This window comes from Rivibacter subsaxonicus (genome assembly GCF_004217215.1).
GTDB classification, from domain to species: Bacteria; Pseudomonadota; Gammaproteobacteria; order Burkholderiales; family Burkholderiaceae_C; genus Rivibacter; species Rivibacter subsaxonicus.
On record NZ_SHKP01000007.1, the window covers coordinates 293417 to 309628 of the forward strand.

12 protein-coding genes are annotated in these 16212 nt (G+C 69.7%); 6 read left to right on the forward strand and 6 right to left on the reverse strand.

The genetic code is table 11. The annotated features are described in order from the left end of the window. Positions 1–7: 7 nt before the first annotated feature. Together hemL and thiD are read right to left on the reverse strand one after the other, a co-directional pair. Positions 8–1294, reverse strand: coding sequence for a glutamate-1-semialdehyde 2,1-aminomutase (gene hemL, locus EV670_RS14645; RefSeq protein ID WP_130433376.1), 1287 nt, complete (start codon positions 1292–1294; stop codon positions 8–10). A gap of 114 nt (positions 1295–1408) precedes the next feature. Further along, positions 1409–2392 carry a bifunctional hydroxymethylpyrimidine kinase/phosphomethylpyrimidine kinase gene (thiD, locus tag EV670_RS14650; protein ID WP_341274609.1) on the reverse strand — a complete coding sequence of 328 codons (984 nt, stop codon included), beginning with the start codon at positions 2390–2392 and terminating at the stop codon, positions 1409–1411. Positions 2393–2615: 223 nt separating this feature from the next. Here thiD and EV670_RS14655 point away from each other — a divergent pair, with 223 nt between their 5' ends. The 6 genes from EV670_RS14655 to EV670_RS14680 all read left to right on the forward strand — a co-directional run bounded on the left by EV670_RS14655 (position 2616) and on the right by EV670_RS14680 (position 13273). Beyond that, positions 2616–2768 carry a rubredoxin gene (locus EV670_RS14655; protein ID WP_130433378.1) on the forward strand — a complete coding sequence of 51 codons (153 nt, stop codon included), beginning with the start codon at positions 2616–2618 and terminating at the stop codon, positions 2766–2768. Positions 2769–2800: 32 nt separating this feature from the next. Further along, complete coding sequence (locus EV670_RS14660; protein WP_130433380.1) at positions 2801–3202, forward strand: response regulator; 402 nt, start codon at positions 2801–2803, stop codon at positions 3200–3202. Positions 3203–3287: 85 nt separating this feature from the next. Beyond that, positions 3288–3653 carry a response regulator transcription factor gene (locus EV670_RS14665; RefSeq protein WP_130433382.1) on the forward strand — a complete coding sequence of 122 codons (366 nt, stop codon included), beginning with the start codon at positions 3288–3290 and terminating at the stop codon, positions 3651–3653. A 36-nt stretch (positions 3654–3689) separates the two neighbouring features. Beyond that, positions 3690–4208: a chemotaxis protein CheW gene (locus tag EV670_RS14670; RefSeq protein WP_130433384.1), complete on the forward strand. Its 519-nt coding sequence runs from the start codon at positions 3690–3692 to the stop codon at positions 4206–4208. A 66-nt stretch (positions 4209–4274) separates the two neighbouring features. Further along, positions 4275–6608 carry a methyl-accepting chemotaxis protein gene (locus EV670_RS14675; RefSeq protein WP_130433386.1) on the forward strand — a complete coding sequence of 778 codons (2334 nt, stop codon included), beginning with the start codon at positions 4275–4277 and terminating at the stop codon, positions 6606–6608. A 44-nt stretch (positions 6609–6652) separates the two neighbouring features. After that, complete coding sequence (locus EV670_RS14680; protein WP_130433388.1) at positions 6653–13273, forward strand: hybrid sensor histidine kinase/response regulator; 6621 nt, start codon at positions 6653–6655, stop codon at positions 13271–13273. A 110-nt stretch (positions 13274–13383) separates the two neighbouring features. Here EV670_RS14680 and EV670_RS14685 read toward each other — a convergent pair whose 3' ends face one another. The 4 genes from EV670_RS14685 to EV670_RS14700 form a co-directional block, all read right to left on the reverse strand. Further along, positions 13384–13569 carry a hypothetical protein gene (locus tag EV670_RS14685; RefSeq protein ID WP_130433390.1) on the reverse strand — a complete coding sequence of 62 codons (186 nt, stop codon included), beginning with the start codon at positions 13567–13569 and terminating at the stop codon, positions 13384–13386. Positions 13570–13683: 114 nt separating this feature from the next. Further along, positions 13684–13947 (reverse strand): hypothetical protein, encoded by a 264-nt coding sequence (locus tag EV670_RS14690; RefSeq protein ID WP_130433392.1) that lies wholly within the window; start codon positions 13945–13947, stop codon positions 13684–13686. Further along, positions 13944–14966: a universal stress protein gene (locus EV670_RS14695; RefSeq protein ID WP_165393332.1), complete on the reverse strand. Its 1023-nt coding sequence runs from the start codon at positions 14964–14966 to the stop codon at positions 13944–13946. Before EV670_RS14695 ends, EV670_RS14690 begins: the two co-directional genes overlap by 4 nt. 165 nt (positions 14967–15131) lie before the next feature. Beyond that, positions 15132–15554 carry a GreA/GreB family elongation factor gene (locus EV670_RS14700; protein ID WP_242616985.1) on the reverse strand — a complete coding sequence of 141 codons (423 nt, stop codon included), beginning with the start codon at positions 15552–15554 and terminating at the stop codon, positions 15132–15134. Between the last annotated feature and the right edge of the window lie 658 nt (positions 15555–16212).

Below are 16212 nucleotides of genomic sequence, written 5' to 3' on the forward strand. Positions count from 1 at the left end.
CCGAGGCCTAGGAGCGCAACGCCTCCCGCGCCGCCTCGATCGTCGCCTCGATATCCGCCGCCGTGTGCGCCGCGCTGACGAAGCCGGCCTCGTACAAGGCCGGCGCCAGATACACGCCGCGATCAAGCATCGCGTGGAAGAAGCGGTTGAAGCGCTCCTTGTCTGTGGCCATCACGACGTTGTAGTCCTGCGGTAGCGCGTCGGCGAAGAAGAAGCCGAACATGCCGCCCTCGCTGTCGCCCACCAGCGGCACCCCGGCGTCACGCGCGGCGGCGACGAGGCCGTCGACCAGCGTGCGGGTCGAAGCCGTCAGCGCCTCGAAGAAGCCCGGCCGCTGGATCTGGCGCAGCGTCTCGAGCCCGCAGGCGGTGGCGACCGGGTTGCCGCTCAGCGTGCCGGCCTGGTAGACCGGGCCCAGCGGCGCCAGATGGCGCATGACCTCGCGCGGACCGGCAAAGGCCGCCAGCGGCATGCCGCCGCCGATGACCTTGCCGAACACGCTGAGATCGGGTGCGAAGCCGGGAATCGCCTTGGCATAGACGCTCTGGGCGCCGCCGAGCGCGACCCGGAAGCCGGTCATCACCTCGTCGAACACCAGCAGCGCCCGGTGCTCGGTGCACAGCTCGCGCAGCCGGCGCATGAACGGCACCTGGGTCCGCACGAAGTTCATATTGCCGGCGATCGGCTCGATCATGACGCAGGCCAGCTCGGTGCCATGCGTCTCGAAGGCCTGCTCCAGCGCGGCGATGTCGTTGAACGGCAGCACGATCGTGTGCTGCACCACCTCGGGCGGCACGCCGGCGCTGGTCGGGTGGCCGAAGGTCGCCAGCCCCGAGCCCGCCTTGACCAGCAGCGCGTCGGCATGGCCGTGGTAGCAGCCCTCGAACTTGATCAGCTTGGGACGTCCGGTGAAGCCGCGCGCCAGGCGGATCGCGCTCATCGCGGCCTCGGTGCCGCTACTGACCAGGCGCACCTGCTGCGCCGAGGGCACCAGCTTGAGGATCTCCTCGGCCAGTTCGATCTCGCGCTCGGTCGGCGCGCCGAAGCTGAAGCCCTCGCGCACCGCCTTCTGTACTGCCTCGAGCACGGCTGGGTGGCCGTGGCCGAGGATCATCGGGCCCCAGCTGCCGATGTAGTCGATGTAGCGCTTGCCCTCTGCGTCCCAGAGATAAGCACCCTCGGCGCGGGCAATGAAGCGCGGCGTGCCGCCGACCGCGCGGAAGGCGCGCACCGGCGAGTTGACGCCGCCGGGAATGGATTGCTGGGCTCGTTCGAACAGGCTGGCGTTGGACATGAGTCGGGTCGGTTCAAGGTTTGCTGCGGCGGGCGTGCGCGAGTCGCGGGGCTCGCGTCCCGCGGCCCGTTGCGTGTCGAGTCGAGTGACCGGCCCGCGGGCCGCGGACGACTCTCAGTGCATTCGTCGCGACGGGGCTGCGGGCGCGCTTTGCGCCGCCTCGGGCGCGGGCTCGGCGTCCGTCGGCGGCTCGCCGTCTTCACCGGGCTCCTCGCCCTCGGGCGGCGGCAGCGCCCAGAAGAAGCGGTCGGGCACCACGTTGCCCATGCCGGGCCGGAAGCCCGCGTCGAGCGACTGGTCGAGGAAGTTCAGTGCCTCGCCGACCGCGAGGTGCAGTTCCTCGCCGCTGGCCATCAGCGCGGCGAGCGCGGCCGAGAGGGTGTCGCCGGCGCCGATGAAGGCGGTCTCGAAGCGCTCGAACTTCTCGCCGGTGATCGCGCCTTGCGGCGAGGCCAGGATGTTGTCGACAAAGCCCTCGGCGCCCTTGACGCCGGGCAGCTGCACGCCGGTGACCAGCACGAAGCGGGTGCCGTGCTCGCCGGCCGCGACCGCGAGCTCGCGCGCCGAGGGCGGGCGCTCGTTGTCCCAGTCGGGCAGCAGGAAGTCGACCAGCGTCTGCTGGTTGCCGACCAGCACCTCGGCCGCCGGCAGGATCAGCTCGCGCCAGGCCTCGTGGTAGGCCTGTTGCTCTTCCTCGTCGAGCCAGGTGATCGGCGCCAGGTAGGCCACCAGCGGCACTTCGGTGTAGTCGCTGAGCACCTCGGCGGCGGCGGCCACGCCATCGGCGCTGCCGAGGAAGCCGACCTTCCAGGCACTGATCGTCACGTCCTCGAGGATCGTGCGGGCCTGCTCGACGATCACGTCGGCATCGATGGTCGAGGACTCGAAGATCTCGGCGGTGTCGCGCAGCACGATGGCGGTGACTACCGGCAGCGGGTGGGCGCCCATCGCCGCGATGGTCGAGATGTCGCCGGCGATGCCGCCGGCGCCGCTCGGGTCGGTGGCGTTGAAGCTCATCACGCACGCCGGCGAGGTGGGTTCTTCGGCGTTGTCGGCGGGCGTGCCGACCATCGCGGAATCGGCCGTTGGGTTGCTCATGCGCAGGCTGGAAAGGAGGAAGGTGGAGGCGAAGGAGTGCACAAGCGCGAACGCTGTCACGCATGCAGGACGATCGTGCGGTGAAGGTGCGTAGATCGTGCAGAAATCGATGCGATTGTGGTGCCAGTGCCCACAACGGCTGTAGTCGGCGAGTTAGCGCTGGCTACAATCATTTGTCATTGTAGTGAGCCGATCGAACAAGGTGACTGATTCACGTACTTGGATGTGCCTGATTTGCGGGTGGATGTACGACGAGGCCGCTGGCGATCCTGAGCATGGCATCAAGCCGGGCACTGCCTGGGCCGACGTGCCGATGAACTGGGTCTGTCCGGAGTGCGGTGCCCGCAAAGAAGACTTCGAGATGGTGCAGATCTAGCTCGCCAGACGTTATTCGTTGGGAGGTCCTCCGTGAGTGAGGTAGTGGTGTCCGGGGCCCTGGGAGGCCCGCGTGTGCTGGTCATCGACGACAGCAACACGATCCGCCGCAGTGCGGAGATCTTCCTCAAGCAGGGTGGCTACACGGTCATGCTGGCCGAGGATGGCTTCGATGCGCTGGCCAAGGTCAGCGATCACGAGCCTGACCTGATCTTCTGCGACATCCTGATGCCGCGGCTGGATGGCTATCAGACCTGCGCCATCATCAAGCGCAACCCGAAGTTCGCCGGCGTGCCGGTGATCATGCTTTCCTCGAAGGATGGCCTGTTCGACAAGGCGCGCGGCCGCATGGTCGGCTCCGAGGACTACCTGACCAAGCCCTTCACCAAGGATCAGTTGCTGCAGGCCGTGCAGCAACACCGGCGCAGCGCCTGAGCGGCGCGCGATCCGGATCCCCGTACCGCAAGCAGCGGGCCCATCGTCGTTGATCGATGACGGGCGCGCGCAAGGAAGCTCCAAGATGACGATCGAGAAAATTCTGCTGGTTGACGACTCGAAGACCGAACTGCACTTCCTCACCGAACTGCTGAGCAAGCGCGGCTTCAAGGTGCGTACCGCCGAGAACGCCGAAGAGGCGATGAAGCGCCTGTCCGAGGAAAAGCCCGACCTGATCCTGATGGACGTGGTGATGCCGGGCCAGAACGGCTTCCAGCTCACGCGTGCCATCACCCGCGACCCGGCCTTCGCCGACGTGCCGGTGATCATGTGCACCAGCAAGAACCAGGAGACCGACAAGGTCTGGGGCATGCGCCAGGGCGCGCGCGACTACGTGGTCAAGCCGGTCGATCCCGACGAGCTGATCGCCAAGATCCGCGCCTTCGGCTGATCGCGGTCGCTCAACCCTTCTCAGGACCGAGCAGGCATGGCTAACAAGGAAGCGCTGCGCGAGTTGCAGACCCGGCTGGCGCGACGTCTGCAGGGCGCGCGCGAGCAGGCCGACACCGCCGCCAGCTGGCTGGCGGTCGAGTGTGCCGGCCAGGGTTTCCTGCTGCCGCTCGCGCAGGCGGGCGAGATCTTTCCGTGGGCGCCGGTGGTGCCGGTTCCGCACTCGCGCAACTGGTTCCTGGGCGTTGCCAACCTGCGCGGACGGCTGCACGGCGTGATCGACCTGGCCGGCTTCTTCGGCCTGCGCGGCGCCGATCCGGTGCGTGATCCGGTGCGCATGGTGGCGTTCAACCCGGCGCTGGGCATCAATGCCGCGCTGCTGGTCGAGCGCCTCGCGGGCCTGCGCTCGAGCGAGCAGCTCAAGCCCCACGCCGACAACGAACCGCGGCCGGCCTTCGTGGGCGGCCGCTATGCCGACGCGCAAGGGCGTGTCTGGCACGAACTTCAACTGGCCACCCTGGCCGAAGACGAGATGTTTCTGCGCATCGCGCACTGACGGGCCACCGGTCCGACGCAACGCAGCAACCCAGCAAGACGACACCGACAGGACGAAGAGGGATCTATGAGCTTTCTGAGCAAGTTCAAGCAGCGCGGCTCGCGCCAGGGCGTGGGCAAAGGCGACTCGCAGTCCTTCGACGACGCCTTCGACGGCGCCGATCTGGCGTTGCCGGGTGGCGGCGGCACGATCACGCTCGACACCGCAGCGATGGTGACCACGATGGGAACGCACGAGGCCAGTTCGATCATCTCGGAGGTCGCACCCTCCGAGCTGCCGGGCGACTTCAGCGAGACCCGCGTGCAGGAGGGCGATAGCGGCGCCGCCGCCGCTTCCGCTGCCGGCAGCGGCCTGCCGCTGATCGGCGGCTGGCCGATCGCCGACCAGCAGCGCGCGCTCGGCGGCCTGCTGTTCCTCGGCCTGATCGGCCTGGTCACGGTGGCCGTGATCTCGCTGAACTCGGCAACCCGCGGCGCGACCCAGGTGGCCGCCAGCGGCCAGGCGCTGACGCAGTCGCAGCGACTGGCGAAATCGGTCTCGCAGGCGCTGATCGGCAACGCCGCCGCCTTCCCCGAGGTCAAGGAAAGCGCCAGCATGCTGGCCAGCAACGTGCGCGGCCTGCAGGGTGGCAGCGACACCGTGGCCGCGGTGGCGGGTGCGGTGCAGGCCAGCCTCGAGCCGGTCGCGCCGCTGGTCGATCGCGCCGAGAAGAACGCCAACACCGTGCTCGGCCAGGAAAAGATCCTGACCCAGGTCGGACAGGCGCTGCGCACCATCAACCGCCAGTCCTCCGACCTGCTCGAAGTGGCCGAGACCGTCGCTTCGCTCAAGCTGCAGCAGGATGCCTCCGCGGCCGAGATCTCGGCCGCCGGCCAGCTGGTGATGCTGACCCAGCGCATCGGCAAGAGCGCCAACGAATTCCTGACCGTCGAAGGTGTGTCGCCCGAGGCGGTGTTCCTGCTCGGCAAGGACCTCAACGCCTTCCGCGAGATCGCCAAGGGCCTGCGCGACGGCAACCCCGAACTGCGCCTGCCGGCAGCCAAGGACCCGGCCACCAAGGAGCGCCTGGACGCGCTGCTCAAGCTCTACGACGAGACCCGCGAACAGGCCGGCGCCATTCTCGGCAACCTGCAGGGCCTGGTTTCCGCGCGCGAGGCGCAGGACGCGATCATCAAGGACAGCGAACCGCTGCGCCTCGGCCTCGAGACGGTGCAGACCGACATCCAGTCGCGCGCCGGCGTCTCGACCTTCAACGTGGCGCTGATGCTGATCTCGCTGGCCCTGGCCGGTCTCGGTGTCGCCGGCCTGGTGTCGGTCTCGTTCCGCGACCAGCGCCAGCGCGCCCGGGTTGCCGAATCGCAGCGCCATGAAGCGGAGCGCCAGGAGCAGGAAGCCAAGCGCGTCAACGACGCCAACCAGGCCGCCATTCTCCGGCTGATGAACGAACTGCAGACGGTGGCCGAAGGCGACCTGACGCAGCAGGCGACCGTGACCGAGGACATCACCGGCGCGATCGCCGACTCGGTGAACTACACGGTGGAAGAGCTCCGGATGCTGGTGTCTCAGGTGCAGGGCACGGTGGCCCGCGTGACCGAGACCACGCAGCAGGTGGAAGCGACCTCGACCGAGCTGCTCGCAGCCTCGGACGAGCAGCTGCGCGAGATTCGCGAAACCGGCGAATCGGTGCTGCAGATGGCGGGTCGAATCAACGACGTGTCGGCCCAGGCGCAACAGACCGCCGACGTGGCGCGCCAGTCGCTGAACGCCGCCGAATCCGGCCTGACCGCGGTGCAGAACACCATCGGCGGCATGAACACCCTGCGCGAGCAGATCCAGGACACCTCCAAGCGAATCAAGCGCCTGGGCGAGTCCTCGCAAGAGATCGGCGAAATCACCGAACTGATCTCGGACATTACCGAGCAGACCAACGTGCTGGCGCTCAACGCCGCCATCCAGGCCGCCTCGGCCGGCGACGCAGGCCGCGGCTTCTCGGTGGTTGCCGAGGAAGTGCAGCGACTGGCCGAACGCTCGGCCGACGCGACCAAGCAGATTGCCGCACTGGTGAAGACCATTCAGACCGACACCCAGGACGCCGTGGCCGCCATGGAGCGCTCGACGCAGGGCGTGGTCGAGAACGCCAGGCTGTCCGACAACGCCGGTTCGGCGCTTGGCGAGATCGACCGCGTGTCGCGCCAACTCGCCGAGCTGATCGCGCACATCTCGAACCAGGCCTCGCAGGAAGCGGTCTCCGCCAACGTGGTGGCGGCCAACATCCAGCACATCTTCGCGGTGACCGAACAGACCGGCGAAGGTACCCGTTCGACCGCACAGCTCGTGCGCGAACTCTCCAAGTCAGCCGAAGAACTGCGCACCTCGGTGGCGCGATTCAAGGTCAGCTGAGCGGTCCCGCTCGCCACTAGCCCGCAGCGACGGAACCCCTCCGGATGGACAACCGCAGCCCGAACGCGACCTCCCACGACGACCTGAGCGCATTGGCTTGGGTCCAGGAAGAACTGCGCAAGTCACTCGATGCCGCCCACAAGGGCCTGCGTCGCGCGCTGAAGGACGCCGAGGCCGCGAGCGGCTCCGATGTCGATGCGGTCGAGGCCGCGCCACTGCGCCAGGCGCGCACCCAGCTGCACCAGGCAGCCGGCGTGCTCGAGCTGGTCGGCCTGCCGGCAGGCGCCGCCGTGCTGCAGGCCGCCGAGGCGGCAGTGCAGCGCTACGTGGCCAAGCCGCACAAGCTCGACGCGGCCGCGGTCGACAGCGTCGAGCATGGCTCCTTCGCGGTGCTCGATTTCGTGGCCCGACGCCTGGCCGGACGCCAGGTTTCGCCGGTCGCGCTGTTCCCGCAGTACCGCGCCTTGCAGGTGCTGGCCGGCGCCGAGCGCGTGCACCCGGCCGATCTCTGGACCATCGACTGGCAATGGCACCGGCTGCCGGCGCAGACCGCCGCGCCGCGTGCGGTCGACGCCGCCGTCACCACCGAGTTCGAATCGCAGGTGCTGGCGCTGATGCGCGGCGGCGGCCCCAAGGTCGCGCGCCAACTCGCCGATCTCTGCGCCGGCCTGGCCGCCGGTGCCGAGGCCACCGACGTCGCCACGCTGTGGTCGCTCGGTGCCGCCTTCCACGAAGCGCTCGCGCTCGATCTGCTGCAGCCCGACATCTACGGCAAGCGCGTCACCGCGAGCCTGCTGGCCCAGCTGCGCACGCTGCAGCGCGGCGACAGCGCCGTCTCCGAACGGCTCGGCCAGGACCTGGCCTTCTTCTGCGCGATGGCACGTCCGGCTGCCGCGGCCGATGCGCCGCATCTGGCCGCCGCGCGCAGCGCCTACCAGCTCGATGACGCCGGCCTGCCAGCGCGCTACGACGAGCCCGCGCTGGGCCGCTTCGATCCGACGTCGGTGAGCCAGGCCGTCAAGCGGGTGGCTGGCGCCAAGGATGGCTGGTCGGCCGTGGCCGGCGGCGAGATGCACCGCCTCTCGGGCCTGAACGAACAGTTCTCGCTGGTGGCCGACTCGATCAAGCGCCTGCTGCCTTCCGGCGAGGCGCTGGCCGACGCGCTGAGCCAGTCGGCGGCGCTGACCGTTCAGCAGAAGGCCGCGCCGGCGCCGACGCTGGCAATGGAATGCGCCACCAGCCTGCTGTGGCTGGAAGCGATGCTCGAGGACGGCAGCTTCGACGCGCCGGAACAGGCTCCGCGCGTGCGGCGCCTGGCCGAACGCATCGACGCCGTGCGTGGCGGCGCCCAGCCGCAGCCGCTCGAGACGTGGATGGAGGAGCTCTATCGCCGCGTCGCCGATCGCCAGACGATGGGCAGCGTGGTGCAGGAGCTGCGCGGCTCGCTGAGCGAATCCGAGAAGCTGATCGACCAGTTCTTCCGTGCGCCCGACGATCCGCAGGTGCTGATGCCGGTGCCGGCGCAATTGCAGGCGATGCGTGGCGTGCTGTCGGTGCTGGGCCTCGACCCGGCCACGCACGCGGTGCTGCGCATGCGCGACGACGTCGACGCGCTGATCGCCGCCGGCCCTGCCGCGCGCGACGCGCACGCCGTCTTCGATCGCCTGGCCGGCAACCTGTCGGCCCTGAGTTTCATGATCGACCTGATCGGCGTGCAGCCGCAGGCCGCCAAGTCGCTGTTCGCCTTCGACGCCGCCAGCGGCCAGCTGCGCTCGCTGGTGGGTCAGCGCCGGCAGCCGGTGGCCGCGGCCGCTGTGGCCGACGCGCCCGCGATCGAGCAGGCACAACGCCTGGCCGATGCCGCGGTGCGCTCCGACGCGCCGCTGGCCGACATCTCGCGCGAGCTCGACCGCCTGGCCGCCGAGGCCTCTCCGGCCCTGGCCGCGACGCTGTCCGAGGCCCAGAGCGCGCTCGCCGACGCCGCCGAAACCACGCCCAACCTTGCGGGCGAATGGGCGGTGCGCGAGCAGGTCGGCGAGGCGCTGGCCGATTTCGTGGCCACTGCCTCGGGCCCGATCGGGCTCGACGAACTGCCCGCCGCCTCCTCGGCCCCGGTGCCGCTGATGTCGCTGGCGCCGATGCCGCCGCTCTCGCCGCCGACCCCGGCGCCGCAGGCCACCGGCCTCGAGGGCGACGACGAGATGCGCGAGATCTTCCTCGAGGAAGCGCGCGAGGTCATCGAAGGCGCCCGCGCGGCGCTCGCCGCGCTGGCTGCCGATCCGGCCGACAGCGAGGCGATGGTCACCGTCCGTCGTGCCTTCCACACGCTCAAGGGCAGTTCGCGGATGGTCGGCCTCACCGAGTTCGGTGAAGGCGCCTGGGCCTGCGAGCAACTGTTCAACACCTGGCTCGCCGGCCAGCAGCCGGCCAGTGCCGAACTGCTGCGTCATGCCGACGAGGCCATGGCCTGGTTCGAGCCCGCGGTCGACGAGATCGCCGCCGGCCGCAACGACGCCAGCAGCAGCCTGGCGCTGCGCCGCGCCGCCGACGCGCTGCGCATCGACGGCATCTACATCCCGGTTGCGGCCTCGGTCGCCGCGTCGGCACCCGAAGCCGTCAGCGCGCCGGTGCCGCTGGCCATCGAAACCCTGCTGCCGCCGGCGAGCGAGCTCGAGTTCGCGCCGACACCGGTCGTCGAGGCGCCCGCCGTGGCCGCAGCGGCACCGCTGGCCTTCGACTTCAACCTCTCCGCCGTGGCGCCGGAACCGGCCGCGCCGGTTGCGCCCAGCGCCGAGCCACTGCCCGAGTTCACGCTCGACCTCGCGGCCTTCGAAGCGCCCTTCGAGGTGGCTGCAGCGCCGGCAGAAGCGGTTCCCGCCGAGCCGATCGTGCTGGACAGCCTCGCGGCCTTCGACAGCCTGGAACTGGCAGTCACCGACGATGCATCGGCGCCGGCAGCGGAACTGCCCTCGCTCGACGAGGTGGTGGCCGAGGCAAGCCGCGACGAGCACGCGTTGACCGAACCGCTGGCGCTCGACTCGGTTGCGGCCGTGCTCGACGAGACGGTGATCAAGACCATCGAGCTGGACCTGCCGGCGCCGCCGGCCCCGGGCGTCGGCACCGAGTTCAGCGACACCGCCTTCGACGCCGAGGACCAGGGCTTTGCCCGTACCGATGCCGGCGCACTCGCGGCCGCCGCCGCGGTATCGCGCCCGATCGCGCTCGACATCGCGCCGGCCACGGCCGCCAACGACGAGCCCGAACCCGATCTGGACCAGGTCAAGGTCATCGGCGAGCTGCGCATCTCGATCCAGCTCTTCAACATCTACCTCAACGAGGCCGACGAGCTCTCGCGCCGCCTGGCGACCGAGCTTTCGGAATGGGCGCTCGAACTGCATCGCCCGGTCGGCGAGACCGCCGTCGCGCTGGCCCATTCGCTGGCCGGCAGTTCGGCGACGGTCGGCTTTGCCGACCTGTCGGGCCTGGCGCGCCAGCTCGAGCACGCGCTGATGCGCTCGCAGTCGCTGCGTCGCGGCACCAAGGCCGATGCGGCCCTGTTTGCCGAGGCCGGCGACGAGATCCGACGCCTGCTGCACCAGTTCGCGGCCGGATTCCTGAAGTCGCCGCCGCCGGAGTTGCTGGAAGCGCTGGTCGCCTTCGAGCATGCCGCCAGCGCGCGACTGCAGTCCGAAGGCAGCCACGATTCGGCCGACCTCGAGAGTGCGCTCGAGTCGGCGGTGGCCGATGCCGAAGACGGGATCGATGCCGGCTTCGCGGCCGAAGTGGCGCATGTCGAGGAACCGGTCGTCGAACCGGCCGTTGTGATCGAGCCTGTCGAGGCTGCGAGCGAGAACGCGGCGATCGTGACGATCCCGGCCGAACTGGCCGACGAGATCGCGGCACCCGTTGCCGCCGAGGCAGCGCCGGCGCTCGACGCTGGCGTCACCGTCGACGCAGTGGCCGAGGAAGTGCCGGTGGCCGACGTGCTGCCGGCGACCGAGACCGCGCTGATGGCCTTCGAGGTCGGCAGCGCCTTCGCCGATCTCGGCCAGGCCGAGTTCAAGACGCTGGCGCCGCTGGCCGCCGAGCCGGCCCGCGCGGTCGCGACCGTCGGCTTCGACGATGACGAGGACATCGACGCCGAGGATGCGGTCGACCCCGACCTGTTCCCGATCTTCGAGGAAGAAGCGCTCGAACTGCTGCCGGTGCTGGCCGGCCAGCTGCGCGACTGGAGCCAGCGTCCGGCCGACGATGGCCCGGCCAATGGCGCGATGCGCACGCTGCACACCTTCAAGGGCGGTGCCCGCCTGGCCGGCGCGATGCGCGTCGGCGAACTGGCGCACCGACTCGAGTCCTCGGTCGAGCGCCTGCTGGCGCGCGACGACCGCGGCGCGCACGAGGTCGAGACGCTGCTGGCGCGGGCCGATGCGCTGAGCACGGCCTTCGAGGCGGTGCGCCAGCGCGATGCCGCCGCCTACGAGGCGGCCAACCGCGAAGCCAGTGCCCACCAGGGCTTCGTCGACGCCGCGATCTCGGCGCCGATGCCGCTGCAGGCCGAGTTCCACACCTCGCTGCCGGCTCCGCTCGATGGACCGGTGCTGCTGCCCGCCTTCGAGCCGCTGCCTTCGCTGGCGCTGCCGACCGAAGCGGTGGCGGCGAGCGGCTCCTCGCTGCCCGATGGCCCGGCCGCCGCGCGCGGCTCGGCGGTCGACTGGTCGCGCTTTGCGCGCGCCGACGGCAGCGTGGCACCACGTTCGGTCAGTGGACTGGTCGGCGCCGCGCTGCGCACGATGAGCTCGGCCGCGGTGCGCGTGCGCGCCGCGCTGCTCGATCGCCTGGTCAACCAGGCCGGCGAGGTGAGCATCACGCGGGCGCGTCTGGAGACCGACGTCACCCAGATGCGCAGCGCGCTCAACGACCTGACCGACAACCTGGAGCGCCTGCGCGGCCAGCTGCGCGACATCGAACTGCAGGCCGAGACCCAGATGGGCTCGCGCATCGAGGCGGCCAAGATGGCTGCTCAGCAGTTCGACCCGCTCGAGTTCGACCGCTACACGCGCTTCCAGGAACTGACGCGGATGATGGCGGAGTCGGTCAACGACGTCGCCACCGTGCAGCGCAGCCTGCTGCGCACGCTCGAGTCGGCCGAGGACGAGCTCGCCGCGCAGGGCCGCCTCACGCGCGACCTGCAGGACGACCTGCTGCGTACCCGCATGGTCGAGTTCGAGGGCCTGTCCGATCGCCTCTACCGCGTGGTGCGCCAGGCGGCCAAGGAGACCGGCAAGCAGGTGCGCCTGGACATCGTCGGCGGCGCGATCGAAGTCGACCGCGGCGTGCTGGACCGCATGACCGGCTCCTTCGAGCACCTTCTGCGCAACAGCGTGACGCACGGCATCGAGTCGCCGCAGCAGCGCGTGGCGGCCGGCAAGGAAGCGATCGGCGAGGTCGTCGTGGCCCTGCACCAGGAGGGCAACGAAGTCGCCATCGAGTTCCGGGACGACGGTGCCGGTCTCGACTTCGAGCGCATCCGCGCCAAGGGCGTGGCGCTCGGGCTGCTGCCCGCCGACTCGCAGGCAGGCGAGGCCGAGCTGGCCAACCTGATCTTCGCCGCCGGTTTCTCGACCGCCGAATCGGTGACCGAGCTGGCCGGTCGTGGCGTCGGCATGGACGTGGTCAAGAACGACGTCAACGCGCTCGGTGGCCGCATCGAGACCGCGAGCGCGCCCGGTCGCGGCACCAGCTTCAAGCTGGTGCTGCCGCTGACCACCGCGGTGACGCAGGTCGTGATGCTGCGCTGTGGCGAGCAGACCGTGGCGGTACCGGCCACGCTGATCGAGATCGTGCGCCGCGCCACGGCCGTCGAGGTCGAGGCTTCCTACCGCAGCGGCGCCTACGTCTGGGCCGACCAGAGCCTGCCGTTCTTCTGGCTGGGTGCCTTGCTCTCGAGCAGCGCGCGCGGCGTCGAGATGGGCGGTCGTTCGCTGCCGGTGGTGGTGATCCGCTCGGCCCAGCAGCGCATCGCGCTGCACGTCGACGAAGTGCTCGGCAGCCAGGAAGTCGTGGTCAAGAACCTCGGTCCGCAGCTCTCGCGCCTGCCCGGCCTGGCCGGCATGACGCTGCTGGCCTCGGGCTCGGTGGCGCTGATCTACAACCCGGTCGCGCTGGCAACGGTCTACGGCGAAGGCGCACGAAGCGCGACGCTGGCGGCGCTGCATCACGCGCAGCACGGCACGCAGGCACAGCGCGAGGCGGCATCGGTCATCAACACCGCTCCGGTGGTGCCGCAGGCGCCGCTGATCCTGGTGGTCGACGACTCGCTGACCGTGCGTCGCGTGACCCAGCGCCTGCTGCAGCGCGAAGGCTATCGCGTGGCACTCGCCAAGGACGGCCTGGACGGCCTCGAGCGCCTGGCCGAGGAACGCCCGGCGGTGCTGCTGTCGGACATCGAGATGCCGCGCATGGACGGCTTCGACTTGGTGCGCAACGTGCGCGGCGACGCCAAGCTGCGCGACCTGCCGGTGATCATGATCACCTCGCGCATCGCGCAGAAGCATCGCGACTACGCGGTCGAACTCGGCGTCAACCACTACCTCGGCAAGCCCTACAGCGAAGAAGAGCTGCTCGGCCTGATCGCGCAGTACTGCGCAACGGTGGACGTGGTCTAGGGCCTCTCTGGGCTCCCCTTCGACGCGGCACTTCGGTGCCGCGTCGCGTTTGTGGGCCGGCTCGACGGGCCAAGCCCGCCGTTGCGGTCCAGGGCGGCACCCGTGCGGGTTCAGTCGGGTGCTTCTGGGGCTGCTGTTGGATCGGGCTTGCGGGCATCCAGTCCGGACGCCATCCAGTCTTCACCGAAGAGTTCGGACGGATGCAGCGCTACGACGCTCTTGCCGAGCGTCGCCGCCGCCAAGCTCGCCAGCTGGTGGCTGGCGGCTTGGCTGCTGGCGGGCGGCTGGCGTCGCATGGGCGCCGAGGTGCTGCTGTCCTTCGTCGGCAACCTGCGGCTTGGAGCTGGCGACCGCTGGCCTGCTGAACTTCAATGCACCGATCGCCTGTGCGTGAACCAGCTGCAGGACGATCAGCGCCGTGCCGGCGTCGGCCGGGTGCTGTGGGCACTGGCCCTGGTCGCGCTCGCCGCCGGGACTGGGTCCTGGCCATCGCGACCGGGAGACCGCGATTGGCTTGGAGCCAAGACGGCCGCACGAACCCACCATGCGACGAAGGCATCAACGTTGAGCACGTGTTCGCGCTCGAGGCAGCCGTAGAGGAACCAGGTCAGATGGTGGCAGCGCTGGGCCTGGTGGAGCGTCAGGTTGATCCAGGGCGTGATGGGCGAGATCATGGGAGCCTCCTGGACAAGGAACGTTCGGCGGTCTCGGGCCACTGGGCAGGTGTCAATGCTCCTGCGAGGGCTGCGGCACTTCGCGCGAGGGCGGCGGTGTCCACTTGTCCTGCCGGCTCTGCCAGCCGCATCTGCGGCGACGTGGCATGCGCAAGAGGCTTCTTGCAAGGTTGCGGGACGATCAGCATGTCGCAACTGGACTCGGCCAGGACGCGGCGGCTGACGCTGCCCAGAAGGAATTCGCCGAGGGTCGATCGGCCCTGCTTGCCGGCAACGATAAGGTCAGCGCCGAGCCAGCGAGCATGCCTCAGAGTCGACCACACCGGATGGCCGTGGGCCACGGCAAAGCCCATCCTGGTGCTGTCCAGGCCGAGTCTTGCGGCCTGGCGGCGCATGCGCGCGATGGTGCCGGCATCCCGCCGCAGGCGGGACTCGCGGATGACGTGCTCGGGCATGTCGGTTTCGCGCAGCACGGCTTCCCGGTGAGAGTTGATCGAATGAAAGACATGCATGCTGCTGTCGCGCGCCAACCGGGCCGCGACCTGGACTGCGGCGAGCGAGGGAGCCGTAAAGTCGACCGGCACCAGCACGCGCCGATACGCCCCCTCGACCGACGTCTTAACGACGAGCACCGGGCGCCGGCAGGTCCTGAGCAAACGATCCACGGTCCGGCCGACCAGCAAGGCCTGGAAGCGGCTGTGACCGCGCCGGCCGAGGACCAGCAACTCCGCGCGCTCCGACGCCTGCATCAAGGATTCGAGCAGCTCGCCGACCACCACCTCGACGGTTGCGGTCACGTCGTAGCGGCCGGCGATCTCGACAGCGAAGCGGCGCAGCGACTCCCGTGCCTGCGCGGCCTTGAGGTCTATGTCGATCGAAGGTGAAAACCAGTCCCGCAGCGGCTTGCATCCGGTCGGGTCCAGCACGTGGACGAGCTTCAGCCGCGCGCCGTGTTCGTGTGCCAGCAGCGCCGCCCGGCGCACGGCGTTGTTTCCATCGATCGAGAAGTCGGTGGCCACCACTATGGATGTGATCGGTGTCATCTGCGTTGCCCTCATGACCAGGGTTGTTCGGGAGGCGCCGGACGAACATGTGCATCGACTGCAGGGCCGGTCGCACTTGAGCGAAGGCTCTTGGAGGCGCTGGTTGTGTGTCGTGCAGCGCCCGCTGGCTGCACGCGCCGGCTACATCGCGTAGTCGCCGCTGGCCTCGGGCTGGAAGAGGATGGCCAGGATCTCGGCCGCCCGCGCCTCTCCCGCCGGGGTGGACCAGCGCGTCACGCACCCGACCCTCAGTCCGAGCAGGCTGGCGCCCACGGGTGACAGCACCGACACGAATCCCGCCGCGGGCTCCGCGTCCGCCGGGTAGCACAGCGTGAGCTTGCTGCGCAGGCCAGTGTCGAGGTCCTGCAGCACTACCTGCGAGTACATGGTCACCACGTCGGGCGGGGCCTGGCGGGATGCCACGATGGCGCAGGCGTCGAGGACATGCTCGATCGCCAGTCGAGGTGCGGAGGAGCCGTCGCTGCGCCTGTCGCGGCGCACGAGGTTCAGGAGTCGAACATGGTCGAGTTCAGTGAGCGTACGCTCGTGTGCTAGGACTTCCACGAGGCATTCCTTCAGTCGTCGGGCACCTGCCGGCCAGTCGCCGACACACGCCATCGCGCGGGCTGTGGGCCCGGCGATCTGAGGTTTGCGCAAAGAGGGTGGAAGTGATCGCCGGGCTTAGTGATGTGCGGCCGGCAGACAGGTGCGTGTCCCCGCCCGGGCCCGCAGGGCGGGCCTATGCAGCCAGCAAACGACCGAGGTGGCCGCTTGGCAAGGTGCACCGCGAAGGGCGGCTGTGAGGAGGATCGAACCCATGCTGAGACTCTAGTGGTATCTCTTCAATCGTGCATTGCATGGACGGCAAGTCGCACTGCAGCGTGGGCGTATTGCGTGAACAGGGCCGCAGTTTGGGCACGACGCACCCGGCAGATTCATGGGTCTTGACGGCTCGAAGGCTGAGTGCCAACAGCGCCGCCTCGGACATCATCGAGCGGTCCGGAGGTGCGTCGAGCACGACGTCCACGGCAGCTTCGCCCAGGTGCGGCCGGGCCAGCAACTTGTCGCAAACTTTGTCGGTGATTCAACAGATTTGAGCGGGGCGATCACCAGCTTCCTGCACCCCGGTTCGACAATGGAGTCTTGATGGTGGTGTGTTCCCCTGCGGCGCGGAGCATCACAGAGTCACAGCCCGACCGCGCCGCGCAGCGACCAGATGGCG

Bases quoted from the DNA above. Each gene is read 5' to 3' on its own strand.
- hemL (WP_130433376.1), bottom strand. From the start codon at position 1,294: ATGTCCAACGCCAGCCTGTTCGAACGAGCCCAGCAATCCATTCCCGGC.
- thiD (WP_341274609.1), bottom strand. From the start codon at position 2,392: ATGAGCAACCCAACGGCCGATTCCGCGATGGTCGGCACGCCCGCCGAC.
- EV670_RS14655 (WP_130433378.1), top strand. From the start codon at position 2,616: ATGTGCCTGATTTGCGGGTGGATGTACGACGAGGCCGCTGGCGATCCT.
- EV670_RS14665 (WP_130433382.1), top strand. From the start codon at position 3,288: ATGACGATCGAGAAAATTCTGCTGGTTGACGACTCGAAGACCGAACTG.
- EV670_RS14670 (WP_130433384.1), top strand. From the start codon at position 3,690: ATGGCTAACAAGGAAGCGCTGCGCGAGTTGCAGACCCGGCTGGCGCGA.
- EV670_RS14675 (WP_130433386.1), top strand. From the start codon at position 4,275: ATGAGCTTTCTGAGCAAGTTCAAGCAGCGCGGCTCGCGCCAGGGCGTG.
- EV670_RS14680 (WP_130433388.1), top strand. From the start codon at position 6,653: ATGGACAACCGCAGCCCGAACGCGACCTCCCACGACGACCTGAGCGCA.
- EV670_RS14685 (WP_130433390.1), bottom strand. From the start codon at position 13,569: ATGCGACGCCAGCCGCCCGCCAGCAGCCAAGCCGCCAGCCACCAGCTG.
- EV670_RS14690 (WP_130433392.1), bottom strand. From the start codon at position 13,947: ATGATCTCGCCCATCACGCCCTGGATCAACCTGACGCTCCACCAGGCC.